Annotated in this window: 20 protein-coding genes and 1 riboswitch; of the genes, 9 read left to right on the top strand and 11 right to left on the bottom strand. The window is 73.2% G+C overall.

Features of this window, described 5'->3' with window-relative positions:
* Positions 1–42: 42 nt before the first annotated feature.
* Together lysA and ACVHNB_RS13860 are read right to left on the bottom strand one after the other, a co-directional pair.
* Entirely contained in the window at positions 43–1,380 is a 1,338-nt protein-coding gene (lysA, locus tag ACVHNB_RS13865; protein WP_456228204.1) for a diaminopimelate decarboxylase, read from the bottom strand.
* Positions 1,381–1,399: 19 nt separating this feature from the next.
* Entirely contained in the window at positions 1,400–1,702 is a 303-nt protein-coding gene (locus ACVHNB_RS13860) for an SAV_915 family protein (RefSeq protein WP_456228203.1), read from the bottom strand.
* A 463-nt stretch (positions 1,703–2,165) separates the two neighbouring features.
* Here ACVHNB_RS13860 and ACVHNB_RS13855 point away from each other — a divergent pair, with 463 nt between their 5' ends.
* Positions 2,166–2,714: a universal stress protein gene (locus ACVHNB_RS13855; protein ID WP_456228202.1), complete on the top strand. Its 549-nt coding sequence runs from the start codon at positions 2,166–2,168 to the stop codon at positions 2,712–2,714.
* A gap of 42 nt (positions 2,715–2,756) precedes the next feature.
* Here the strand turns inward: ACVHNB_RS13855 and ACVHNB_RS13850 are convergent, their stop codons facing one another.
* Entirely contained in the window at positions 2,757–3,974 is a 1,218-nt protein-coding gene (locus ACVHNB_RS13850) for an MBL fold metallo-hydrolase (protein ID WP_428950890.1), read from the bottom strand.
* 181 nt (positions 3,975–4,155) lie between these two features.
* Here ACVHNB_RS13850 and ACVHNB_RS13845 point away from each other — a divergent pair, with 181 nt between their 5' ends.
* Both ACVHNB_RS13845 and ACVHNB_RS13840 read left to right on the top strand, forming a co-directional pair.
* Positions 4,156–5,361, top strand: coding sequence for a Glu/Leu/Phe/Val dehydrogenase dimerization domain-containing protein (locus ACVHNB_RS13845; protein WP_456228201.1), 1,206 nt, complete (start codon positions 4,156–4,158; stop codon positions 5,359–5,361).
* A 68-nt stretch (positions 5,362–5,429) separates the two neighbouring features.
* Entirely contained in the window at positions 5,430–6,050 is a 621-nt protein-coding gene (locus ACVHNB_RS13840) for a TetR/AcrR family transcriptional regulator (RefSeq protein ID WP_428950892.1), read from the top strand.
* A 77-nt stretch (positions 6,051–6,127) separates the two neighbouring features.
* On the opposite strand, the gene ACVHNB_RS13835 is transcribed toward ACVHNB_RS13840, so the two are convergent.
* Positions 6,128–7,273: a DUF6745 domain-containing protein gene (locus tag ACVHNB_RS13835; RefSeq protein ID WP_456228200.1), complete on the bottom strand. Its 1,146-nt coding sequence runs from the start codon at positions 7,271–7,273 to the stop codon at positions 6,128–6,130.
* Between the two features lie 76 nt (positions 7,274–7,349).
* A complete protein-coding gene (locus tag ACVHNB_RS13830; RefSeq protein WP_428950894.1) occupies positions 7,350–7,676 on the bottom strand; it encodes a hypothetical protein in 327 nt (108 codons plus the stop codon).
* Between the two features lie 173 nt (positions 7,677–7,849).
* Here ACVHNB_RS13830 and ACVHNB_RS13825 point away from each other — a divergent pair, with 173 nt between their 5' ends.
* The 5 genes from ACVHNB_RS13825 (at position 7,850) to ACVHNB_RS13805 (ending at position 13,217) form a co-directional block, all read left to right on the top strand.
* Positions 7,850–8,809, top strand: a complete 960-nt coding sequence (locus ACVHNB_RS13825; protein ID WP_428950895.1) for an STM4015 family protein — start codon at positions 7,850–7,852, stop codon at positions 8,807–8,809.
* Positions 8,806–10,056 carry an STM4014 family protein gene (locus ACVHNB_RS13820; protein ID WP_456228199.1) on the top strand — a complete coding sequence of 417 codons (1,251 nt, stop codon included), beginning with the start codon at positions 8,806–8,808 and terminating at the stop codon, positions 10,054–10,056. The genes ACVHNB_RS13825 and ACVHNB_RS13820 overlap by 4 nt, the downstream gene beginning before the upstream one ends.
* 88 nt (positions 10,057–10,144) lie before the next feature.
* Positions 10,145–10,951: an STM4013/SEN3800 family hydrolase gene (locus ACVHNB_RS13815; RefSeq protein ID WP_456228881.1), complete on the top strand. Its 807-nt coding sequence runs from the start codon at positions 10,145–10,147 to the stop codon at positions 10,949–10,951.
* The gene (locus ACVHNB_RS13810; RefSeq protein ID WP_456228198.1) at positions 10,948–12,327 is read left to right on the top strand and encodes an STM4012 family radical SAM protein; all 1,380 of its coding nucleotides are present in this window, start codon (positions 10,948–10,950) and stop codon (positions 12,325–12,327) included. Before ACVHNB_RS13815 ends, ACVHNB_RS13810 begins: the two co-directional genes overlap by 4 nt.
* A gap of 8 nt (positions 12,328–12,335) precedes the next feature.
* Entirely contained in the window at positions 12,336–13,217 is an 882-nt protein-coding gene (locus tag ACVHNB_RS13805; RefSeq protein ID WP_428950898.1) for an STM4011 family radical SAM protein, read from the top strand.
* On the opposite strand, the gene ACVHNB_RS13800 is transcribed toward ACVHNB_RS13805, so the two are convergent.
* Positions 13,189–14,007: an SGNH/GDSL hydrolase family protein gene (locus ACVHNB_RS13800; RefSeq protein WP_428950899.1), complete on the bottom strand. Its 819-nt coding sequence runs from the start codon at positions 14,005–14,007 to the stop codon at positions 13,189–13,191. The two genes, ACVHNB_RS13805 and ACVHNB_RS13800, sit on opposite strands and share 29 nt — an antisense overlap.
* A gap of 130 nt (positions 14,008–14,137) precedes the next feature.
* Positions 14,138–14,893: a M23 family metallopeptidase gene (locus ACVHNB_RS13795; protein ID WP_456228197.1), complete on the bottom strand. Its 756-nt coding sequence runs from the start codon at positions 14,891–14,893 to the stop codon at positions 14,138–14,140.
* 3 nt (positions 14,894–14,896) lie between these two features.
* Positions 14,897–15,082, bottom strand: a riboswitch (cyclic di-AMP (ydaO/yuaA leader).
* Between the two features lie 377 nt (positions 15,083–15,459).
* Between ACVHNB_RS13795 and ACVHNB_RS13790 the strand changes: the two genes are divergently transcribed.
* Positions 15,460–16,257, top strand: a complete 798-nt coding sequence (locus ACVHNB_RS13790) for a tyrosine-protein phosphatase (RefSeq protein ID WP_456228196.1) — start codon at positions 15,460–15,462, stop codon at positions 16,255–16,257.
* 5 nt (positions 16,258–16,262) lie between these two features.
* Here ACVHNB_RS13790 and ACVHNB_RS13785 read toward each other — a convergent pair whose 3' ends face one another.
* The 4 genes from ACVHNB_RS13785 to dxs form a co-directional block, all read right to left on the bottom strand.
* Positions 16,263–16,436: a DUF6126 family protein gene (locus ACVHNB_RS13785; protein ID WP_428950994.1), complete on the bottom strand. Its 174-nt coding sequence runs from the start codon at positions 16,434–16,436 to the stop codon at positions 16,263–16,265.
* Positions 16,429–17,064, bottom strand: a complete 636-nt coding sequence (locus ACVHNB_RS13780; protein ID WP_428950995.1) for a helix-turn-helix domain-containing protein — start codon at positions 17,062–17,064, stop codon at positions 16,429–16,431. Before ACVHNB_RS13780 ends, ACVHNB_RS13785 begins: the two co-directional genes overlap by 8 nt.
* Positions 17,065–17,134: 70 nt before the next feature.
* Positions 17,135–18,520, bottom strand: coding sequence for an aspartate aminotransferase family protein (locus ACVHNB_RS13775; RefSeq protein WP_428950996.1), 1,386 nt, complete (start codon positions 18,518–18,520; stop codon positions 17,135–17,137).
* Entirely contained in the window at positions 18,517–20,424 is a 1,908-nt protein-coding gene (dxs, locus tag ACVHNB_RS13770) for a 1-deoxy-D-xylulose-5-phosphate synthase (protein WP_428950997.1), read from the bottom strand. Before dxs ends, ACVHNB_RS13775 begins: the two co-directional genes overlap by 4 nt.
* Positions 20,425–20,434: the final 10 nt, after the last annotated feature.

Here is a 20,434-nt window from a genome sequence, read left to right as displayed (position 1 = left end):
TGGGCTCTTCGTCGGAGCGGACCGGTCCGCGGGCCCGGGGGCTCAGAGACCGATGTCGCGGCTGCGGTAGTCGTCGAGGGACTCGCGGCGCACCAGGAGGCGGGCGTGCCCGTCGGCGACGGCGATCACGGGCGGACGGCCGACCAGGTTGTATCCGGAGGCCATGGAGAGGTGGTACGCGCCGGCCACCGGGACGGCGAGCAGGTCGCCGGGACGGACATCGGCCGGCAGCTCGACGTCGGCAGCGAGCACGTCGCCCGCCTCGCAGTGCCGGCCGACCACGGTCGCCGTGGCGGCCGCGGCGGTGGAGTGACGGCCGATCAGGCGCGGGGCGTACCGGACTCCGTACAGGGCGGGCCGCGGGTTGTCGCTCATGCCGCCGTCGACGGCGACGAACACCTTCGCGCCGGTGTGCTTGACCGCGAGGACGCGGTACACGGCGACCCCGGCGGGTCCGGCGACCGCCCGGCCGGGTTCGATCAGCAGGCGGGGCACGGTCAGGCCGGCGCCCGCGCAGCTCTCGACGAGTTCGGCGCGCATCCGGCGGGCCAGCGCCGTGATGTCCAGCGACTCCTCCCCGGGGCGGTAGGCGATGCCGTGGCCGCCGCCCATGTCGAGTTCCGGCAGGACGACACCGTGGCTGTCGCGGATCCGGGCCATGAGCCCGACCATGCGGCGCACCGCGGTGAGGTAGGGCTTGGCCGTGGTGATCTGGGAGCCCAAGTGGCAGTGCAGCCCCATGAGTTCGAGTTGCGACTGGTCCAGGATGCGGGCGATGGCGTGGTGTGCGTAGCCGTCGGCCAGGGACAGGCCGAACTTCTGGTCGTCGGTACCGGTCCGGATCTTCTCGTGCCCTCCGGCGGTGATGCCGGGCACGATGCGCACCATTACCTTCTGGTGGCCGTCCGGGCCGACGGCGGCGGCGAGCCGGGCGATCTCGGAGGGGCTGTCGATGACGATGCGGCCGACGCCGAGGCGCAGCGCGACGTCGATGTCGCGCGGGGACTTGGCGTTGCCGTGCAGCACGATCCGCTCGGCCGGGAACCCGGAGGTGACGGCGAGTTCCAGCTCACCGGCCGAGCACACGTCGAGCCCGAGCCCCTCCTCGTCCATCCAGTGGACCATGGCCCGCGACAGGAACGCCTTGGCGGCGTACAGGACATGGGCCTCGGGGAAGGCGGCGCGGTAGGTGCGGCAGCGGTCGCGGACCTCCGCCTCGTCGACCACATAGGCGGGCGTCTCGAAGCGCTCCGCGATCTCGGCGAGCGACACCCCGCCGACGGCGAGGTCGCCGTGCGGCCGGCGGGCGGTGGAGGCCGGCCACACCGACAGGTCGTCCGCGGCGGCGGGAGCGGGAGCATGCGGGTGCGTGATGGTCATGATCTGCGTACTCCCTTGTTCAGTGGATCCACAGCGCGTCGGCGACGGCGGCGGCGCCGGTCACCCGCGCGACGTCGGTCGTCTGCTCCCGCCACCGGTCCCGGACCGTCCCGGCGCCGCCACGGGCGAGCGGGGCCGCGGTGACCGGGGCGGAGAAGGTCGGGTCGACGGTGACGGCGGTGACGCCGAGGGGCTCGGCGAGGGCTCTCAGCGCGGGTGCGCCGAGCCGGATCCAGCGCTGGTCCGGGCCGAGCGTCGCGGCCAGCCGTTCGCGGCTGGTGAATCCGACGGCGGTGCGTTCGCCGGGCGGGGTGCGGAACATACGGGCGGCACACCCCGAAGGTCCCGGCCGGACGGGAACGTAGAGCGGCCCGGCCGGGACACGTTCGCCAGGTTCCGGATCCTCACCGCACAGCAGGTCGTTCATGGGACTCCCCCTGGAGAATCCTCGAAGCGGTATCGGTCGCCCGGGCCGTCACGGAAGCCGGAAGGCCGGGGTGGCATCGACGCTATGCCCGGGGTGGCGGGGACTCCGACGCCTCATGACGCGACGCTGACGGCACGGAGCCCAGCTCTGACGCGATGCTGACGGCGGGACGGGGAGCGGCCCGTGGAGCAGCGTCGCATCGGTCGCGGGCACCGGCCCGGGGACGGGTGCACCGCTCGTCAACACTCCGTAAGAAGGGGCCTGCCGGACATCAGGACCGCGCCAACAGCGCGTCGCGGCAAGCGACTTCGCGTGTCCTATGGCGGAAGGTACCGGGGCTGGAAAAAGTGAGGCCTGCATGGAAGAGGAAAGAACCGAGCGGGCGCCCCGCGTCGTGGCGGGGGTCAGCGGCAGCCCGGGGAGCCTCACCGCACTGCACCGCGCGGCCGCCGAGGCCCGGCGTTCCGGCGCCGAGCTGTGGGCCGTGCTGGCCTGGGCGCCGCCCGGCGGTGAACTCGGGCACCGCGGCCCGTCGGCGCCCACGGTGCTCGCCGAGTGCCGGCGGGTCGCGGGCGAGCGCCTGCTCCTGACCCTCGGCGGCGCGTTCGGCCGCACGGTGCCCGGCGTGCGACTGGCGGGTGTCGTCGTGCGCGGCACCCCGGGCGCCGCGCTGGTGGGCATCGCCGACCGGCCCGACGATCTTTTGGTGCTCGGCGCCGGCTCCCGGGGCCGGCTGCGCCGCGCGCTGCGCCCCTCGGCCGCCCGGTACTGCCTGGCCCACGCCCGCTGTCCGGTGCTCGCCGTGCCGCCCTCGCCGCTTCAGCACGACCTCAACGCGATGCACCGCCGGATCACCTGGCGGGCCCCCGTGGACCTCCGGGAACTGACGGATCGCGGTACGCCCTGACGGGGCCGGGGAGGGGCGGTGGGCCGCCGCTCCCCGGCGCGGTCAGCGGTCGCCCGCCAGGTCGAGCTGCGACGGGGCCGGGCCGTCCTCGACCGCGCGCGGCCCGACCGGCCGCCAGGAGCGGGTGACGGGGGCGCTCACACCGCGCCACCACGCGTCGGTCGGGAGATCCCCGGCCGGCTCGAACGGCTCGCCCGGACGCGGCGTGGCGAGGGCCTGGCCGGCATCCAGCGCCGCGTCCACGGACCATTCACCGGGCTCGGCCCACGGGTGGGGCGCCAGGTTGAACGTGCCCCAGTGGATCGGCATCAGCACGCCGTGCGGCCGGCCGCCCTGCAGGTCGAGGTGGGCGCGCAGGCCCTCCTCGGGCGTCATGTGGATGTCGGGCCAGAACTCGGAGTAGGCCCCGATCTGGATCATGGTCACGTCGAACGGGCCGTGCTGCGCGCCGATGTCCTGGAAGCCCTGGAAGTAGCCGGTGTCCCCGCTGTGGTAGATCCGGTGCTCCGGTCCCTGGGCGACCCAGGACGCCCACAGGGTGTGCTGCGGATTGCGCAGGCCGCGGCCGCAGAAGTGGCGGGCGGGCGTGGCCGTGAGCGTCACGCCGCCGACCTCGGTCGACTCGTGCCAGTCCAGCTCGCGCAGGCGGTCGGCCGGGACGCCCCAGTGCTCCAGGTGCGCGCCGACGCCGAGCGGCACGGCGAAGACGGTGTCCGTCCCGGCGAGCGCCTTGATCGTCGGCATGTCCAGGTGGTCGTAGTGATCGTGCGAGATGACGACCACGTCGACCGGGCCGAGCGCCGCGAGGGGCAGCGGGGCGGGGTGCAGCCGCTTGGGTCCGGCGAAGGGGAACGGGGAGCAGCGCTCGCCCCACACCGGGTCGAAGAGCACCCGGACGCCGTCGATCTCCGCGAGCACGCTGGAGTGCCCCATCCAGGTGATCCGCAGTCCGCTCACGGCCGGTTTGGCCAGGTCGGCGAGGGTGGTGGCGTGCACGGGGACGGTGCCCGTGGGCGTGCGCAGCGCGCGCTCCTCCTTGCGGAAGTAGATCTTCGCGAACTCGAGCATCGAGCCGTCGGGGCGGATGCGCGCGCCCTCCGGGTTCCGGAACTGCCCGTCGGCGAAGTTCGGCGACCTGCGGATGCGCTCCAGGCGCGCGCCGGTGGCCTCGGCGCCGAACGCAGCGGGCTGCAGCGAACGCAGTCCGGTACTCAGAGAACGTGACACGGCGCCTCCCGTTGATCGATCAGGGTGTTCCATTATGTGCCGCCCCGCCGCCGGTGCGCGCCGCCGCCCCCGGGCCGCCCCGGGCAGTACTGATCGGGCATTCAGTACGCGCTCCGTTGACAGGGCTCCTTGCCGGTTCCGATACTGACCGAAGATTCAGTAAAGCCGTCGCCGCACCGGACCCCGCCCCGATCACCGTTCCCGAGGAGCCCTCATGTCCACCGCGCCGCCCGCCGCGCTCCCGGCGAAGCCCTTGATGACGCTGACCTGGACCGACCATGTCACCGGCCGCACCGGCTACCTGGTGGTGGACCGCCTGGTGCGCGGCGTCTCCAGCGGCGGCCTGCGGATGCGCCCCGGCTGCACCCTCGAAGAGGTCGCGGGACTCGCGCGCGGCATGACCATGAAGGAGGCCCTGCACTACGACCCGCTGGCCCGGTACATCCCGCTCGGCGGCGCCAAGGGCGGCATCGACTGCGACCCGCGCTCCCCGGAGGCGTACGGGGTCCTGGTGCGCTACCTGCGGGCCATGCGCCCCCACATCGAGTCCTTCTGGACGACGGGCGAGGACCTGGGCCTGACCCAGGACCTGGTGGACCAGGCGGCCGCGGAGGCGGGCCTCGTCTCGTCGATCCAGGCGGTGTATCCGCTGCTCGACGACGAGCGGGCCGCCCGGGAACGTCTCGCGGACGCGTTCGCGCTCGACGTCGACGGGATCGGCCTGGACGAGCTCGTGGGCGGCTGCGGTGTCGCCGAGTCGGTGCTCGTGGCGCTCGACCGGGCGGGGGTTCCGTACGAGGACACCCGTGTCGCGCTCCAGGGCCTGGGCACCATGGGCGGCGCCACGGCGCGCTTCCTCGCCCGTGCGGGTCTGAGGGTGGTCGCGATCGCCGATCTCAGGGGCACGATCGCGAACGCCGACGGGCTCGACGTGGAGGCGCTGCTCGCCGCGCGCGACGCGTACGGCTCGGTGGACCGCTCGGCGCTGCGCCCGCAGGACCGCGAACTGCCGGGCGAAGCCTGGCTGTCGGCCGACGCCGACGTGCTCGTGCCGGCCGCGGTGTCGTACGCGATCGACGCCGCGAACCAGGAACGGATCACGGCCCGCTGGATCGTGGAGGCCGCCAACATGCCGGTGCTGCCCGACGCCGAGGAACTGCTCGCGCGCCGCGGCACCACCGTCCTGCCGGACGTGGTCGTCAACTCGGGTACGAACGCCTGGTGGTGGTGGACGCTGTTCGGCGACATCGGTGCGGACGCGGACGAGGCCTTCGACCGCACGCGCCGTTCCATGCGCGCCCTGACCGGGCGGATGCTCGACCGCGCGGAGGCCGAGGGGACGACGCCGCGGGCCGCCGCGCACGCCATCGTCGCCGACCGGCTGCCCGTCATCGCGGAGCGCTTCGGCTGGTACCGGTGACCGCGCGCCCCCGCACCGGGACGGCCGCTCGCACCGGGGCCGCCCGGCCGAACAATTAGAGTGCCCGTGTGGCTAGAGTCCGGTTGAGCGTGGCCGAGCGGCGCGAGGAGCTGCTGCGGGCCGCCATCGAGCAGATCGAGGCGCGCGGGATCGCGGCCGTGCGCATCGCCGACGTGGCGTCGGCGCTCGGCGTGAGCAACGCACTGGTGCTGTACCACTTCGCGACGAAGGAGAAGCTCGTCGCGGCCGCGTTCACGTACGCGGCGCAGGACGACCTCGCCCGGCTGCGCAGACTCCTCGGCCGTCGGACCACGGCGCTCAAGCGGCTGCGGGCGGCGGTGCGCTGGTACGCCCCGACGGGCCAGGCCAAGGGCTGGCGCCTGTGGATCGAGGGCTGGGCCGCGTCGCTGCGCGAGCCCGCGCTGCGCGACGTCACCCGCGACCTCGACAAGCAGTGGAAGGCGGCACTCGCCGAGGTCGTCACGGAGGGCGTCGTGGCGGGCGAGTTCACCTGCCCCGACCCCGCGGCGACGGCGCTGCGCCTGACGGCCCTGCTCGACGGGCTCGCCGTACAGATGACGGCGTACGACGGGGCGGTGTCCCGGGCCCGTACACAGGAGTGGGTGGACGAGGCGCTGGCACGGGAACTCGGCCTCGAAAGCGCCCAGTTGGCGCGGCCCGCACGCTAGGTACGACCACCCGCGCGGCCGGCCACGCGCGCGGCGCGGGCGCGCCGCGCGCACGACGCCCCCCGGCCGCCCGCCGCTCACGTCTCGCGCTGCGGCTCGTACGCGTCGGCGTGCAGCCCGAACGTCCAGGCGACGCCTTCGCGCGCGGTTCTCGTGCGCGGCGGCACGCGCAGCCAGTAGGTGCGGTGACTGCCGTCGGGCTCCGGGGTGGAGTTGACGACCTCGACCATCACCACGTCCTCGTCACCGGGGAGCCGGACCCGCCACAGGACTCCGGTGGCGTCCCGGTGCACGGGCTCGGCCCCGGACTCCGTCAGATAGCGGTCGTAGCCGAAGTGCTCCAGCATCACCCGGCGCAGTTCCGCGTTCTCCTCGTCGCGGATGCGCTGCGGGGTCAGCCCGGCGAGACCGGCCAGGAAGTCGGCGGGCACCGGCATGCCGCGCCAGGCGTGCAGCGCGAATCCGTCGGGGAAGGCCACAGCGGGTCCCGTGGCGCTGTCGAGGCGCCCGGCCTCGTCGCGGTGCAGCTCCGTGGGCCGCTCGCACACCACGGCCACGTCCTCGTACGGCCACCACCAGCCGGCCGACCGGGCGACCTGGGCCAGCCCGCCCAACCGGGAGTCCCGCTCCTCGTCGGACGAGCCGAAGGCGCTGAGCCAGGCGGCCTCGTGCTGGCCGAGCACGGCGTCCAGGAGCAGGAGGCGGATCGCCGCCTCGCTCCCCCGGTCCCGTGCGCCTACGACCGTGCGGGAGGGCTCGGCCAGTTCCTCCACGATTCCTGTTCTGATGCGGTCGACCAGCATCTGGGTGGTGTCCCACAGGCGGCCTCCCGTGGCGTTCCAGTGCGCGCTCCATCCGGCCGGGCCGAGCCGCGCGTGCAGCCGCTCACGGGCCTGGGCCCATGGGCCGTTGCGAACCAAGTCCCTTACGGAGGAGCCCGGTTCGCCCGTCTCCGCGCGGCGCGCGAGCAGCGTCACGGCCGCCGCGCGCGGCGAGTCCGCCCACAGGATGCGCGCCGGCTCGGCGAGCCGGGCCTCGCGGTAGGCGAGCCGCACACCGGCCTCGGCCGCTTCCCGGTCGGCGGGCCCGGTGGCGGCGGCGACCGCCCGCCAGTGCGCCAGGTCCGCCGCGGCGCTCCCCGCACCCTCGCGGCTCCTTGACCATGCCGGCGCCGCTGCCTGCGCCGTGGACGTCATCTGCTGTGCCCTCATCGTGTCGGCCATCCCCCGGAACCCCTCGTCCACGCTCACTCGTCGTCCTCTCCCCGTCCCTCTCCCGCTCCCGCCGCGCCCCGCGCGCTCAGTCCGCCACGAGCCGCACCGAGCCCGGCACGTACTCGCGCTGCCGGATCACCCGGAACCAGCCCTTGGGCAGCGAGATCGCCGCGTGCTCCTCGTGCACCACCCGCCCGCCGTCGGGCAGTTGGAGCAGCAGCGGGCCGAACGGGCCCGGCTCGCGCACCAGTCGGCCGGGGCCGACGACCGCGTGGGCGTGGCCCGTGACCTCGCCCAGCGCGAGCACCAGCCGCCCGCGGGCGTCCCGCGGCTCGTCGGGGGCGTCCGCCACGTGCGGGGGCACCGCGCCCTCCGCGAGCGGCACGATCAGCACGTCTCCCTGCCGGTACATGACTCTCCCGTCCCACGGTCCGCCGAGTGCGGCCGCGTCGTTGCCGACGGTAGGGGCAGGGTCTGACAACGGCGGCCTGGCGCCCCGCGGCCGTGGTTGTCAGTGACGGTTGGTACAACTTCAGTTCCAGCGGAGATCGCGGACGGCGCGAACGGATCGGGAACGGGGCGGACATGGCCATCGGAAACCACCTGCAGGAGCTGCACGGCCTGCCCATTTTCGACTTCCCGGCGGCGGACGGGGAGCAGGCCGCGACGCTGCCCGCCGCCGACGCCGTCGCGTGGCGGGTCTCCGTCGAGTCGTACGACAGCGAGGAGGCGTGGCCGGAGGCGTTCGCCCGGTTCGCGAAGGCCGTCGACCTCGGCGGCGTCAAGGCGATCGTGGTCGGTTCGTGGAGCGACCCGTACGAGAACGGGCCGGAGCCGGTCATCGCCGCGCTGCTGGAGGCGCGGGACCGGCTGACGGCGCTGCGCGCGCTCTTCCTGGGCGACATCGTCTTCGAGGAGTGCGAGATCTCCTGGATCACGCAGGGCGACGTGACCCCGCTGCTGAGCGGCTTCCCGGAGCTGACGGAGTTCGCGGTGCGCGGCGGGACCAGTCTGGCGTTCCCGGCGGTGCGCCACGAGCGGCTGCGCTCGCTCACCGTGGAGACGGGCGGTCTGCCCGCCGAGGTGGTGCGCGGGATCGCGGCGAGCGAGCTGCCCGCCCTGACCCGGCTGGCCCTGTGGCTGGGCACGTCGGACTACGGCGGGGACTCCACCGTCGCCGATGTCGAGCCCTTCCTGACGGGCGGCCGGCTGCCGGCCCTGAAGCACCTGGCGCTGTGCAACAGCGAGATCCAGGACGAGATCGCGGCGGCCGCGGCGGCCGCCCCGGTGGTGGCCCGGCTCGACACGCTCGACCTGTCGATGGGCGTCCTCACCGATGTCGGCGCCACCGCGCTCCTCGCGGGTCAGCCCCTCACGCACCTGCGCAAGCTCGACCTGCACCACAACTACCTGAGCGACGGGCTGCGCCAGCGCTTCCTGGACTCCCTGGTGCCCGCGGGCGTCGAGGTCGACCTCGACGCCGACGACGCGGACGAGGACCAGGACGGGGACACCGTGTGGCGGTACGTCTCGGTCGGCGAATGACCGGGCGGACGGCACCGGCGGGACCGGACGGCCCGCGGGACGCGGCGGCCGCGTCCCCAACTGGCCCCGCTCCGCTCCGTCTCGCGGTCGTCGGCAACCCCGGCAACCGGCGGGTGGACCTGTTCACGGCCGCCGTGCGGGACGCCGGACTGCCGGCGCCGCGCGTGGTCGCGTGGCGCGACGTGCTGCGCGAGGGCGGAGCCTCGTTCGCCGGTGACGAGATCGTGCGGATCGACTCGGCGGGCGAGGACGAGGAGGTCGAGCGCGCCCTGCGGGACGTGGCCGATCCGACGCGCGTCGAGGGCGGCGCCCGGTGGTACCGGCGCTTCCTGACGGCCGTGCGGTCCCTCGACGGCGGGGTCCGGCTCGACGATCCCGACGACGTCGCCGTGCTCTTCGACAAGCGCCGCTGCCATCAAGTCCTCGCCCGGGCCGGGGTGGCCGTCCCGGCCTCCCCCACGTCCGGCGGCGCCGCCGAGGTGCGCGGCTGGGACGACGTGCGGGCGCTGATGGCGGAGCACGGGATGCCCCGGGTGTTCGTCAAGCCGGCCCACGGCTCGTCGGCCTCGGGTGTGCTCGCCCTGGAGACGGCCGGCCCCGGCCGGATCCGCGCCACGACGTCCGTGGAGCCGGCGGACGGCGCACTGCACAACTCCCTGCGCGTGCGGCGCTACACACGCGAGGCGGACATCGCGGCGATCGTGGACGCGCTGGCCCCGGACGGGCTGCACATCGAGCGCTGGCTGCCGAAGGCGTCGCTGCACGGGCGCGCGGCCGACCTGCGCGTCGTCGTGGTCGCCGGCCGCGCCACGCACGCCGTCGTGCGCACCAGCCGGACGCCTCTGACCAACCTCCATCTCGGCGGCCTGCGCGGCGAGTCGGCCGCCGCCCGGCAGGCCGCGGGCGCGTCCTGGGCGCACGCCCTCGACCTGTGCGAGCGCGCCGCCGCCTGCTTCCCGCGCACGCTCTGCGTCGGCGTCGACCTGCTGCCCTCGGTGGGCTGGCGGCGCTTCGCCGTCGGCGAGGTCAACGCCTTCGGCGATCTGCTGCCGCGCCTGACCGGGCTGCCCGGCAGCGGTGCCGAGGGACTGGACACGTACGCGGCCCAAGTCGCCGCCGTGCTCCGCCACTTCCCTGACGCCCGGCACCCCGCGCGGGCCCCGGCCGTTTTCGGCACCCCGCACCGAGCGGCTCCCGCCGCCGCACACCCGCACCACCCCGCAAGGACCCGCGATGCCCGCACCTGACACCACCTCGCCACCACCCGCCGCCCCGCACACGGCACCGGTCATGCCCACGGCACCCGCCGCGGCCGGCGCGACGGCCGATCCCGACATGAACGAGGTGGTGGGCCGCGACGACCTCCTGCTGCTCACCCTCGACACGCTCCGCCACGACGTGGCGGTGGAGCTGGCCGCGGCGGGCCGCATCCCCCACCTGGCACGTCATCTGCCGGGCGGCACCTGGGAGAAGCGGCACGCGCCGGGCAGCTTCACGTACGCCTCCCACCAGGCGATGTTCGCCGGTTTCCTGCCGACTCCCGCGACGCCCGGCCCGCATCCGCGGCTGTTCGCGGCGCGGTTCGCGGGCAGCGAGACCACGGCGGGCCGCACCTATGTCTTCGACACCCCGGACCTGGTGTCGGGTCTGGCCGCGGCCGGGTACCGGACGGTGTGCGTCGGCGGCGTCGGCTTCTTCAACCGGCAGGGCGCCCTGGGGAGCGTCCTGCCCGGCCTCTTCCAGGAGAGCCACTGGGAGCCCGAGTTCGGGGTCGCGTCGCCCACGTCGTTCGAGGCGCAGGTCGCGCGCGCGGAGCAGGTCGTCGCCGAACTCCCGCACGAGCAGCGCCTGTTCCTGTTCGTGAACGCCGCGGCGCTGCACCAGCCGAACTGGTTCCACCTGCCGGGTGCCACGCGCGCGGCAGGTGACTCGCCCGAGACCCACGCCGCCGCTCTGGAGTACATCGACCGGCACGTGGGGCGGCTGTTCGCGGCGATGAGCGCGCGCCGCCGCTGCTTCGCCGTCGTCTGCTCCGACCACGGCACGGCCTACGGGGACGACGGCTACACCGGCCACCGTCTCGGCCACGAGGCGGTCTGGACCGTGCCCTACGCCCACTTCTTCCTGGAGCCGACCGGATGACCACCACCGCCGAAGCGGCCGGACGCGCGGGGACCGTGTCCGCCGACGCCCCGCGCCCGTACCAGAGTTACGTCTACGCGTATCCGCACAAGACCGCCTACCGGCCGTTGCCCGAGCGTCCCGCGCTGCGCGACCTGTGGCGCGACGAGCCCAAGGGCGCGCTCTCCCTCTATCTCCACATACCGTTCTGCGAGGTCCGCTGCGGCTTCTGCAATCTGTTCACGCGCATCGGCGCACCGGACGAGCTGACGGGCCGCTATCTGGACGCCCTGGAACGGCAGGCCGTGGCGGTGCGCGAGGCGCTCGGCGACGGTCCGGACGTGCGGTTCGCGAACGCGGCGTTCGGCGGTGGCACCCCCACCTTCCTCGACGCGGACGAGCTGGCGCGGCTGTGCGACATCGCCGAGCTGCGGACGGGCGCGGACCTGCGGGCGGTGCCGCTGTCCGTGGAGACCTCGCCCGCGACGGCCACGGCGGACCGGCTCGCGGTCCTCGCGGAGCGCGGCACGACCCGGCTGAGCATCGGCGTGCAGAGCTTCGTGGACGCGGAGGCCCGCGCCGCGGTCCGGCCGCAGCGCCGCGCGGATGTGGAGGCGGCGCTGACCCGCATCCGGGACACGGACATCCCGGTGCTGAACATCGACCTGATCTACGGCATCGACGGCCAGACCCCGGCGAGCTGGCGCGCCTCCCTCGACGCAGCGCTCGCCTGGCGCCCCGAGGAGCTGTACCTCTACCCGCTCTACGTCCGGCCGCTGACCGGCCTGGGCCGGAGCACCGCCCCGCTGTCCGACCACGCCTGGGACGAGCAGCGGCTGCGCCTGTACCGCCAGGGCCGCGACCATCTCCTGGAGCACGGCTACGAGCAGGTGTCGATGCGCATGTTCCGGCGCGCGGACGCCCCGGCGCAGGGCCCGGACGACTACGCCTGCCAGACCGACGGCATGATCGGCCTGGGCTGCGGCGCCCGCTCGTACACCTCGTCGCTGCACTACTCCTTCGAGTACGCCGTCGACATGCGGGAGATCCGCGCGATCATCGACGGCTACACGGCCACCGCCGCCGAGGAGTTCGCGCGGGCGCGGCACGGCCGCCGGGTCGACGGGCGGGAGGCGCGCCGCCGTCATCTGCTGCAGTCGCTGCTGCAGGCCGAGGGCATGCCGCTGGACGACTACCGGCTCCGGTTCGGCGCCGGCCCGTTCGACGACTTCGCGGCCGAGCTCGCGGCGTTCGCCGCGCGCGGCTGGCTGGAGCCGTGGGACGACGGGGAGCGGCTGCGGCTGACGCCCGAGGGCCTGGCGTACTCGGACGCGCTCGGGCCGGAGCTGTTCTCCCCCGAGGTGCGCGCCGCGATGGCCGCGTACGAGCCGAGGTGAGCGGGCCGATGGACCTGACGCTGCTGTACCGGGGGCCGCTGTCCTCGTGCGACTACGACTGTCCGTACTGCCCGTTCGCCAAGCGCCGCGACTCCACCGCGCAGCTGCGCGCGGACCGCGCGGCGCTGGAGCGGTTCTCCGGCTGGGTGGCCGGGCAGCGCGAGGACCGGCTGTCCGTCCTGTTCACGCCGTGGGGTGAGGGGCTGGTGCGGTCCTGGTACCGGAAGGCGATGGTCGAGCTCTCGCACCAGCGGCACGTCGCGCGCGTCGCCATCCAGACGAATCTGAGCTGCCGCACGGAGTGGCTCGCCGACGCCGACCTGGACGCGCTCGCCCTGTGGTGCACGTTCCACCCGGGGCAGACGCCCTACGAGCGGTTCCTCGGCAAGACGCGGGAACTGGCGCGGCGCGGGGTGCGGTTCAGTGTCGGCGTGGTCGGCCTCCCGGAGCATCTGGAGCAGGCCCGTACGCTGCGCAGGGCGCTGCCGTCCGAGGTGTACCTGTGGGTGAACGCGGCGGAGGGCCGTACGTACACGGACGAGGAGGCCGCGGCCTGGACGGCCGTCGACCCCCTCTTCCCGTACAGCAGGCATCCGCACCGCTCGGCCGGGCTGCCCTGCCGGACCGGTTCCTCGGTCGTCTCGGTGGACGGCGAGGGCACGGTGCGCCGCTGTCACTTCGTCCGGGCCGAGCTGGGCAACCTGTACGACGGTTCCTGGCGCGCGGCGCTCGGACCCCGGGCATGCCCGCTGGCGGTCTGCGACTGTCACATCGGCTACGTCCACCTGGAGACGCTGCCGCTGTACGACGTCTTCGCGGGCGGGGTCCTGGAGCGGATACCGGCGGCGCCGGTTCAGGCGGTCAGGACGCCGATTCCAGGTGCGCCTTGATGATGTGCGGGTCCACGAACCCCTTGGCCTCCACGCGGTCCCCGGAGGACTCCCCGCGCAGCCGCCGGCCGATCCACGGCACCAGGAACTCCCGGGCCCAGTGGATGTCGTCGCGCCGCACCTCGAACGTGCCGCGCGGCGGGAGCAGCGGCCAGGGCTGCTCCGGGTCGGCGGGCACGTCGACGCCGAGCATCTGCCCGGCGCGCAGCGCGACGCGGGTGTGTCCTTCGGCGGAGAGGTGCAGCCGGTCCTCGTCCCAGGCCCTGCGGTCCTGGATGGACTTCAGCGACCACAGGTCGAGCATCGTGCAGCCGTGCCGGTCGGCGATGGCCCGTACGTGCATGTTGTACGTGGCGATCTTGCCGCGCAGATGCTTGAGGACGGCCACGTCGCGGGTGTCGAAGCCGGTGGCGACCATGACGGTCCCGGCGGCCTCGGTCAGGCGCACCACGGCCTTCTCGAAGCGCTCGGCCACGTCGTCCGGGTCGGTGCCGGGGCGGATGATGTCGTTCCCGCCGGCGACCAGGGACACCAGGTCGGGGGCGAGCTCGACGGCCCGCGGGATCTGGTCCTCGACGATCTGGTCGATGAGCTTGCCGCGCACGGCGAGGTTCGCGTACTGGAAGGTGTCCTCGGGGACGCGGTCGTCCAGGAGGACGGCGAGCCGGTCGGCCCATCCGACGAAGTTCCCGTCGGGCCCGGGGTCCCCGACGCCTTCGGTGAAGCTGTCCCCCACCGCCGCGTAGGACCGAATCGTGCCGCCGCTGAGTGATCTCGATTCGTTTGCCACGACCACACATCTTTCACCCTCGGTTGTGACCTACGCGACCGTAGCCAGGGGTTGACGCGTGGTGAGAAAACCCACTCGGCGCCCGGGGAATATCCCCGGGCGCCGAGAAGATCGCGCGTGGTGCCGCGGCTCAGACGTTGACGCCGTGCTCGCGCAGGTACGCCAGCGGGTCGATGTCGGAGCCGTAGCTCGGCGACGTACGGATCTCGAAGTGCAGGTGCGGTCCGGTGACGTTGCCGGTCGCGCCGGAGAGGCCGATCTGCTGGCCCGCGGTGACGGTCTGCCCGGAGGAGACGCCGACCGACGACATGTGGGCGTACTGCGAGTAGCGGCCGTCGGCGTGCTGGATGACGACCTCGTTGCCGTAGGCGCCGTCCCAGCCGGCGGAGACGACGGTGCCGGCGCCGACCGCCTTGATCGAGGTGCCGGTGGGCACGACGAAGTCGGTGCCGGTGTGGTAGCCGCTGGACCACATCGAGCCGGACTGGTGGTAGGGCGTGCCACTGGTGCCGTCGACGGGCTTCACGTAGTCGGCCGTGGTGGTGCTCGCCTGCGTGGCCGTGGTGGTGGCGCTCTTGGCCGCGGCGCCGTCCAGCGTGAGCTTCATGCCGGGCTTGATGAGGCCGGAGTCGGAGCCGACGACGTCTTTGTTGGCCTGGTAGAGCTTCTTCCAGCCGCCGTCGACGTCCTGCGCCTTGGCGATCTTGGAGAGCGTGTCACCGGCCTTGACCGTGTAGGTCTTCGCGGCGGTGTCGGCGGTCGCCGCGTGGGCGCCGGTGGCGCCGATGAGCGGCAGGGCGAGCGCGGCCCCGCCGGCCGAGGCGACGGCGGCGGCGCGCGTGACGCGCTGGGACTTCGGGCGGCGGTGCTTTCCCTTGGCGGGCATGGCGGATTTCCTCTCCGTCGCCTGCGAGGTGAGCTGTCGGGTTCGGGCTGGAGTTGCCCGGCCGCGCCCGGTGTACGAGCACGACTTCACCCCTAGCCGCATGGGGAATTCCCTCGGCGGCGTACTGCCTGTGGGTCCCCCGCTCCTGCCGTCACGGGTCGTGGTTCGGAGTCCGGGCGGTGGCAGGACTAGGCGTTCCGCCCGGATTGAAGGGTGACCGTAAGGCAGCACGAAAGGCGGCGACAAGCATCGAATTGACTTATGGTGCCGCTTTCTTGATCGACTGAGAGCTTTCTGTGTCACCCTGCGTCGACGGTCGCGCTTTACCGGCGCCATACCTTCAAGAAAATCAAGGGAATTCCCGAGAGGTGGATTCGAGGCGACCGCCACGCACCGTCACGGCTATGAGCCTGCTCACGCGCCCGGCCACAATCTCCCTTCCCTTGCGGATAGTTGGCGCATAAATACCTAAAACGGACACATGGTTGGCGCCGGAATCCATGTCGTATCGTCGGGAGCGCGCCCGCCGGCGAGCAACGCCGGTGATCCGACCGGGAGGAGCCCCCGTGACGCAGCACGCCCCGTCCACCGAGCCCGAGCTGTCCGGAGTGCGCAACTTCCGCGATGTGGGCGGCCTGCCGACGGTGGACGGCCGGAGCGTGCGGCCGGGCGTGCTCTACCGCAGCGGCCATCTCGCCCACGCCACCGCCGAGGACGCGGCGTTCCTCGCCGGGCTCGGCCTGCACACCGTCTTCGACTTCCGCAACGCCGCGGACCAGCGGCTGGAGGGCGCCGACGTCGAGCTGCCCGGCGTGCGCAATGTGAACCTGCCGCTGTCCGACCCGGCGGACGGCGCCGAGTTCTGGCAGATGGTCCGCGACGGCGACATAGAGCAGCTGCGGTCCCTGCTGTCCGAGGGCCGCGCCGCGGACCGCATGATCACGTCGTACCGCTCGATCATCACCCAGCGCACCGCCGAGCACAGCCGCGTGCTGCGCTCGATCGCCGAGGACAGCGTCCCCGCCCTGATGCACTGTGCGGCGGGCAAGGACCGGGCGGGGCTGTCGATCGCGGTGACGCTGCTCGCCGTCGGCGTGGAGCGCGACGCGATCGAGGCGGACTACCTGGAGTCGAACGCGAAGCACCGCCGCTACAAGGTGCGCCGCAGCGGCACGTCCGCCGACGCCTACTCCCCCGAGGTCATGGAGCTGCTCAGCCCGCTCTTCGACGCTCGCTCCACGTACCTGCACGCGGCCTTCGACACCATCGAGCAGACCTGGGGCGGCACGGACCGCTACTTCGAGGAGGGCCTGGGGCTCACCGCGGCCGAGCGCGACCGGCTGCGCGAGCGGCTCCTGGTCTGACCCGGCTACTCGCCCCCGCCCAGCGTGAACAGCAGGTAGATGAAGGCGGCGAGGGCGTGCCCCGCGAAGACGTACACGAGGACCCGGACCCAGATGCCGCGCGGCAGCTTGTCCTCGATGTCCCGCCGGGCGGGCTGTTCCCCGGCGGTGGGCTCGGTCGCGTCGCTCATGTCAGTCATGTCGGGCCTCCCGGGCCGGACCGGCCGCCGGGCCGAGGCACAGCGCGGCGGTCGGGCTCTGCAGCAGGGTGTGTACGAAGAGGAGCTCGGCCCCGCCCGGGTCCCCCGCGGCGATCCGGTGCGGGGTGAGCGAGTCGAAGTGCGCGCTGTCCCCGGGGTCGAGCCGGTAGGACGTGTCCCCCAGGCGCAGCCGCAGCCGCCCTTCGAGGACGTAGAGCCACTCCTCGCCGGGGTGGACGCGCACGATGTCGCCCTGCGAGCCGTACGGCACGTGGACCCGCAGCGCCTGCATGCCGCGGCCGGGGGAACCGGCCTGGAAGTACGTCCAGCCGCCGGCCTCGGTCGCCTCCATGTCCCGGGCGCGGACGACCGCGTCCCGGTCGGCGGGGGTCTCGCCGAGCAGTTCGGAGACCGTCGTACCGTAGATGCGGGCGAGGGCGAGCAGCATCGGCAGCGAGGGCTGGCGCTGACCGGTCTCCAGGCGCGACAGATGCGCGGGCGACAGACCGGCGGAGCGGGCCGCGGCCTCCAGCGTGAGGGCGGCACGGCGGCGCAGGGCACGCAGCTGGGGCGCGACGGCGGGCAGCTCCGGGGGCTCCGGAACCTCCTTCGGGAGGGCAGGGCTCATACGGTCGATTCAGCCAGAGCCCTGCCCGAGGGGCAAATTTATTGCCTCAGAGGCAAACCGTTCCGGGCGGTCAGCGGTTGGCGACCGCCTGCTTGATCAGGGTCTTGCTGAAGTCCCACATCAGCCCGCCGCCACTGTGCGCGTCGTCCATCACGGCGGTGAACGCCGCCACGAACCGCTCGACGTCGGCCTCGTCCACCACGAGCGGCGGGATCAGCTTGATGACTTCGAGGTGGTCGCCGGAGACCTGGGTGAGGATCCGGTGCTTCTGCAGCAGCGGCACGACGACCATCTGGGCGAACAGGCCCTTGCGGGCGGCCTGCAGCATGGTCCAGCGGCTGCGCAGCTTGAGTGACCTGGGCCGGCCGAACTCGATGCCGATCATCAGGCCGCGCCCGCGGATGTCGCTCAGCAGCTCGTAGCGGTCGACGAGCGCGGTGAGCCGGGTCTTCAGCAGCTCGCCCATGGCCCGGGCGTTCGCGACGGTCTCCTCGTCCTCCATGACGGAGAGCACCGCGAGCCCGGCGGCCATGGCCTGCGCGTTGGACCCGAAGCTCGCCGAGTGGACGAGGACGCGGTCCATGGACGAGTAGACCTTCTTGAAGATCCAGTCCTTGCCGAGCGTCGCCCCGACCGGCACGTACCCGCCGGACAGCGCCTTGGCCACGCACACGAGGTCCGGCTCGACGCCGTCCTCGTGCTGGTACGCGTAGAAGTCGCCGGTGCGGCCGAGGCCGGTCTGCACCTCGTCGGCGATCAGCAGCGCCTTGTGCCTGTGCAGGAGTTCCTGCGCGGCCCGCAGATAGCCGGGCGGCGCCTCGTGCACGCCCTTGCCCTGGATCGGCTCGACGATGAGCGCCGCGACGTCGCCCTTCTTCAGCTCCTTCGCGAGCGCGTCGAGATCGCCGAGCGGCACGGGGGTGTCGGGCAGCAGCGGCGCGAAGCCGTCACGGAACCCGTCCTCGCCGTTGACCGACAGCGAGCCGGTGGTCAGGCCGTGGAAGGCGTGCGAGCAGTACAGGACGCGCGGCTTCCCGGTGGCGTAGCGGGCGAACTTCAGCGCGGTCTCCACCGCCTCCGTGCCGCTGTTGCCGAAGAACACCCGGTCCAGGTGCGGGCTGTGCGTCAGCAGCTTCTCGGCGAGCAGGCCCGGCAGCGGCTGGCAGTCGAACCGGGTCAGATCGGCGAGCGAGGCGTCGAGCACGTCGTGCAGCGCCTTGCGGACGACGGGGTGGTGGCGGCCCAGGCCCATGACGCCGAAACCGGCGAGCATGTCGAGGTGGTCGTTGCCGTCCGCGTCCCAGAAGTGCGCGCCCTCGGCCCGCTCGTACACCTTGTCGAAGCCGATGGTGTGGAGCATCTTCGGCAGCTGGTGGTTGAGGTACTTGGCGTGCAGCTCGTACCGTTCGGCACCGCGCTCGGCCAGCAGCGTGCCGAGGTCGAACTCCTTGCTCATACGTCGTTCTCCTTGCCGGCCACGGGCGGCCTGACGGCTTTCAGGTTCAGGGAGGCGCTGATCCGCCCCGCGATCTCCACGGGCGTCAGGCCGATGTCGGCGAGCACCTCGCCCCGCTTGGCGTGCGCCAGGAACTGTTCGGGAATCCCGAACCGCCGTACGGGCACGTCGACTTCGGCCTCCCCGAGCGCGAGCGCGACGGCCGAGCCGACGCCGGCCGCCTTGCTGTTGTCCTCGACGACGGCGACGAGCTCGTGGGCGGCGGCCAGCGGAGCGAGATCGGGGTCGACCGGCTTGACCCACCGCGGGTCCACGACCGTGCAGGCGATGCCCCGTGCCTCCAGCAGCTCGGCGGCCTGCAGGCACACGGGCGCCATCACGCCCACGGACACGAGCAGCACCCGCGGCTCGTCGGCCCGGTGCAGCACGTCGATCCCGCCGATCCGGTCGACGGCCTCGATCGAGGCGCCCACGGATTCCTTGGGGAAGCGCAGCATGGTCGGCGCGTCGTCGACGGCGACGGCCTCCCGCAGCTGCGCCCGGAGCTGGTCGGCGTCGCGCGGCGCGGCGATCCGCAGGCCGGGCACGACCTGGAGCACGGACAGGTCCCACATGCCGTTGTGCGAGGCGCCGTCGACGCCGGTCACCCCCGCGCGGTCGAGCACGAAGGTCACTCCGCACTGGTGCAGCGCGACGTCCATCAGCAGCTGGTCGAAGGCGCGGTTGAGGAAGGTCGCGTAGACCGCGACCACCGGGTGCAGACCGCCGGTGGCGAGTCCGGCGGCCGACACGGCGGCGTGCTGCTCGGCGATCCCGACGTCCCACACCCGGCCCGGGAACTCCTCGGCGAACTTCGTCAGCCCCACCGGGTGCAGCATGGCCGCGGTGATCGCGACGACGTCCTCGCGCTCCCGGCCGATCCGCGCGATCTCGTCGCCGAACACCGATGTCCAGGACGGCCCGTTGGAGGGGGCGAGCGGTTCACAGGTCAGGGGGTCCATCACGCCCACGGTGTGGAACCGGTCGGCCTCGTCGGCGAGCGCGGGCTCGTACCCGCGCCCCTTCTCGGTGAGGCAGTGCACGAGGACCGGTCCGTGAAAGCGCTTGGCCCGGCGCAGCGCGGACTCCACCGCCCCCTCGTCGTGCCCGTCGATCGGCCCTACGTACTTCAGGCCCAGGTCCTCGAACATGCCCTGCGGCGCGAACGCGTCCTTGAAGCCCTTCTTGGCGCCGTGCAGGGACTCGTACACCGTGTGTCCGACGACGGGCGTCTTCAGGAGTACGTCCTTGCCCCAGGCCAGGACCTTCTCGTAGCCGTCCGTCGTGCGCAGGGTGGCCAGGTGGTTGGCGAGGCCGCCGATGGTCGGGGCGTAGGACCGCTCGTTGTCGTTGACGACGATGATCAGCGGCCGGTCCTTGGCCGCCGCGATGTTGTTCAGTGCCTCCCAGGCCATGCCGCCGGTGAGCGCCCCGTCGCCGATGACGGCGACGACGTGCCCGCGCTCACCCTGCACCTGCCGGGCCTTGGCGAGCCCGTCGGCCCAGCCGAGGGCCGTGGAGGCGTGGCTGTTCTCGACGATGTCGTGCTCGGACTCCTCCCGCGACGGGTAGCCGGAGAGGCCGCCCTTCCCGCGCAGCTTCGAGAAGTCCTGACGGCCTGTCAAAAGCTTGTGCACGTAGCTCTGGTGGCCGGTGTCCCAGACGATCCGGTCGACGGGCGACTCGAAGACCCGGTGCAGCGCGATGGAGAGCTCCACCACGCCCAGGTTGGGTCCGAGGTGTCCGCCGGTCCGCGCGACCGCGTGGATCAGGAACTCTCTGATCTCCGCCGCCAGTTCGCCGAGCTCCTCCTCGCTCAGCGCCTTCAGGTCCCGCGGCCCCCGGATGGTTTCCAGAATCGTCACGCTCGAGCCC

It is taken from the genome of Streptomyces sp. YJ-C3 (assembly GCF_053891275.1).
Note: the sequence above shows the minus strand (reverse complement) of the source record. Positions and strands in the feature narration are given on the sequence as shown.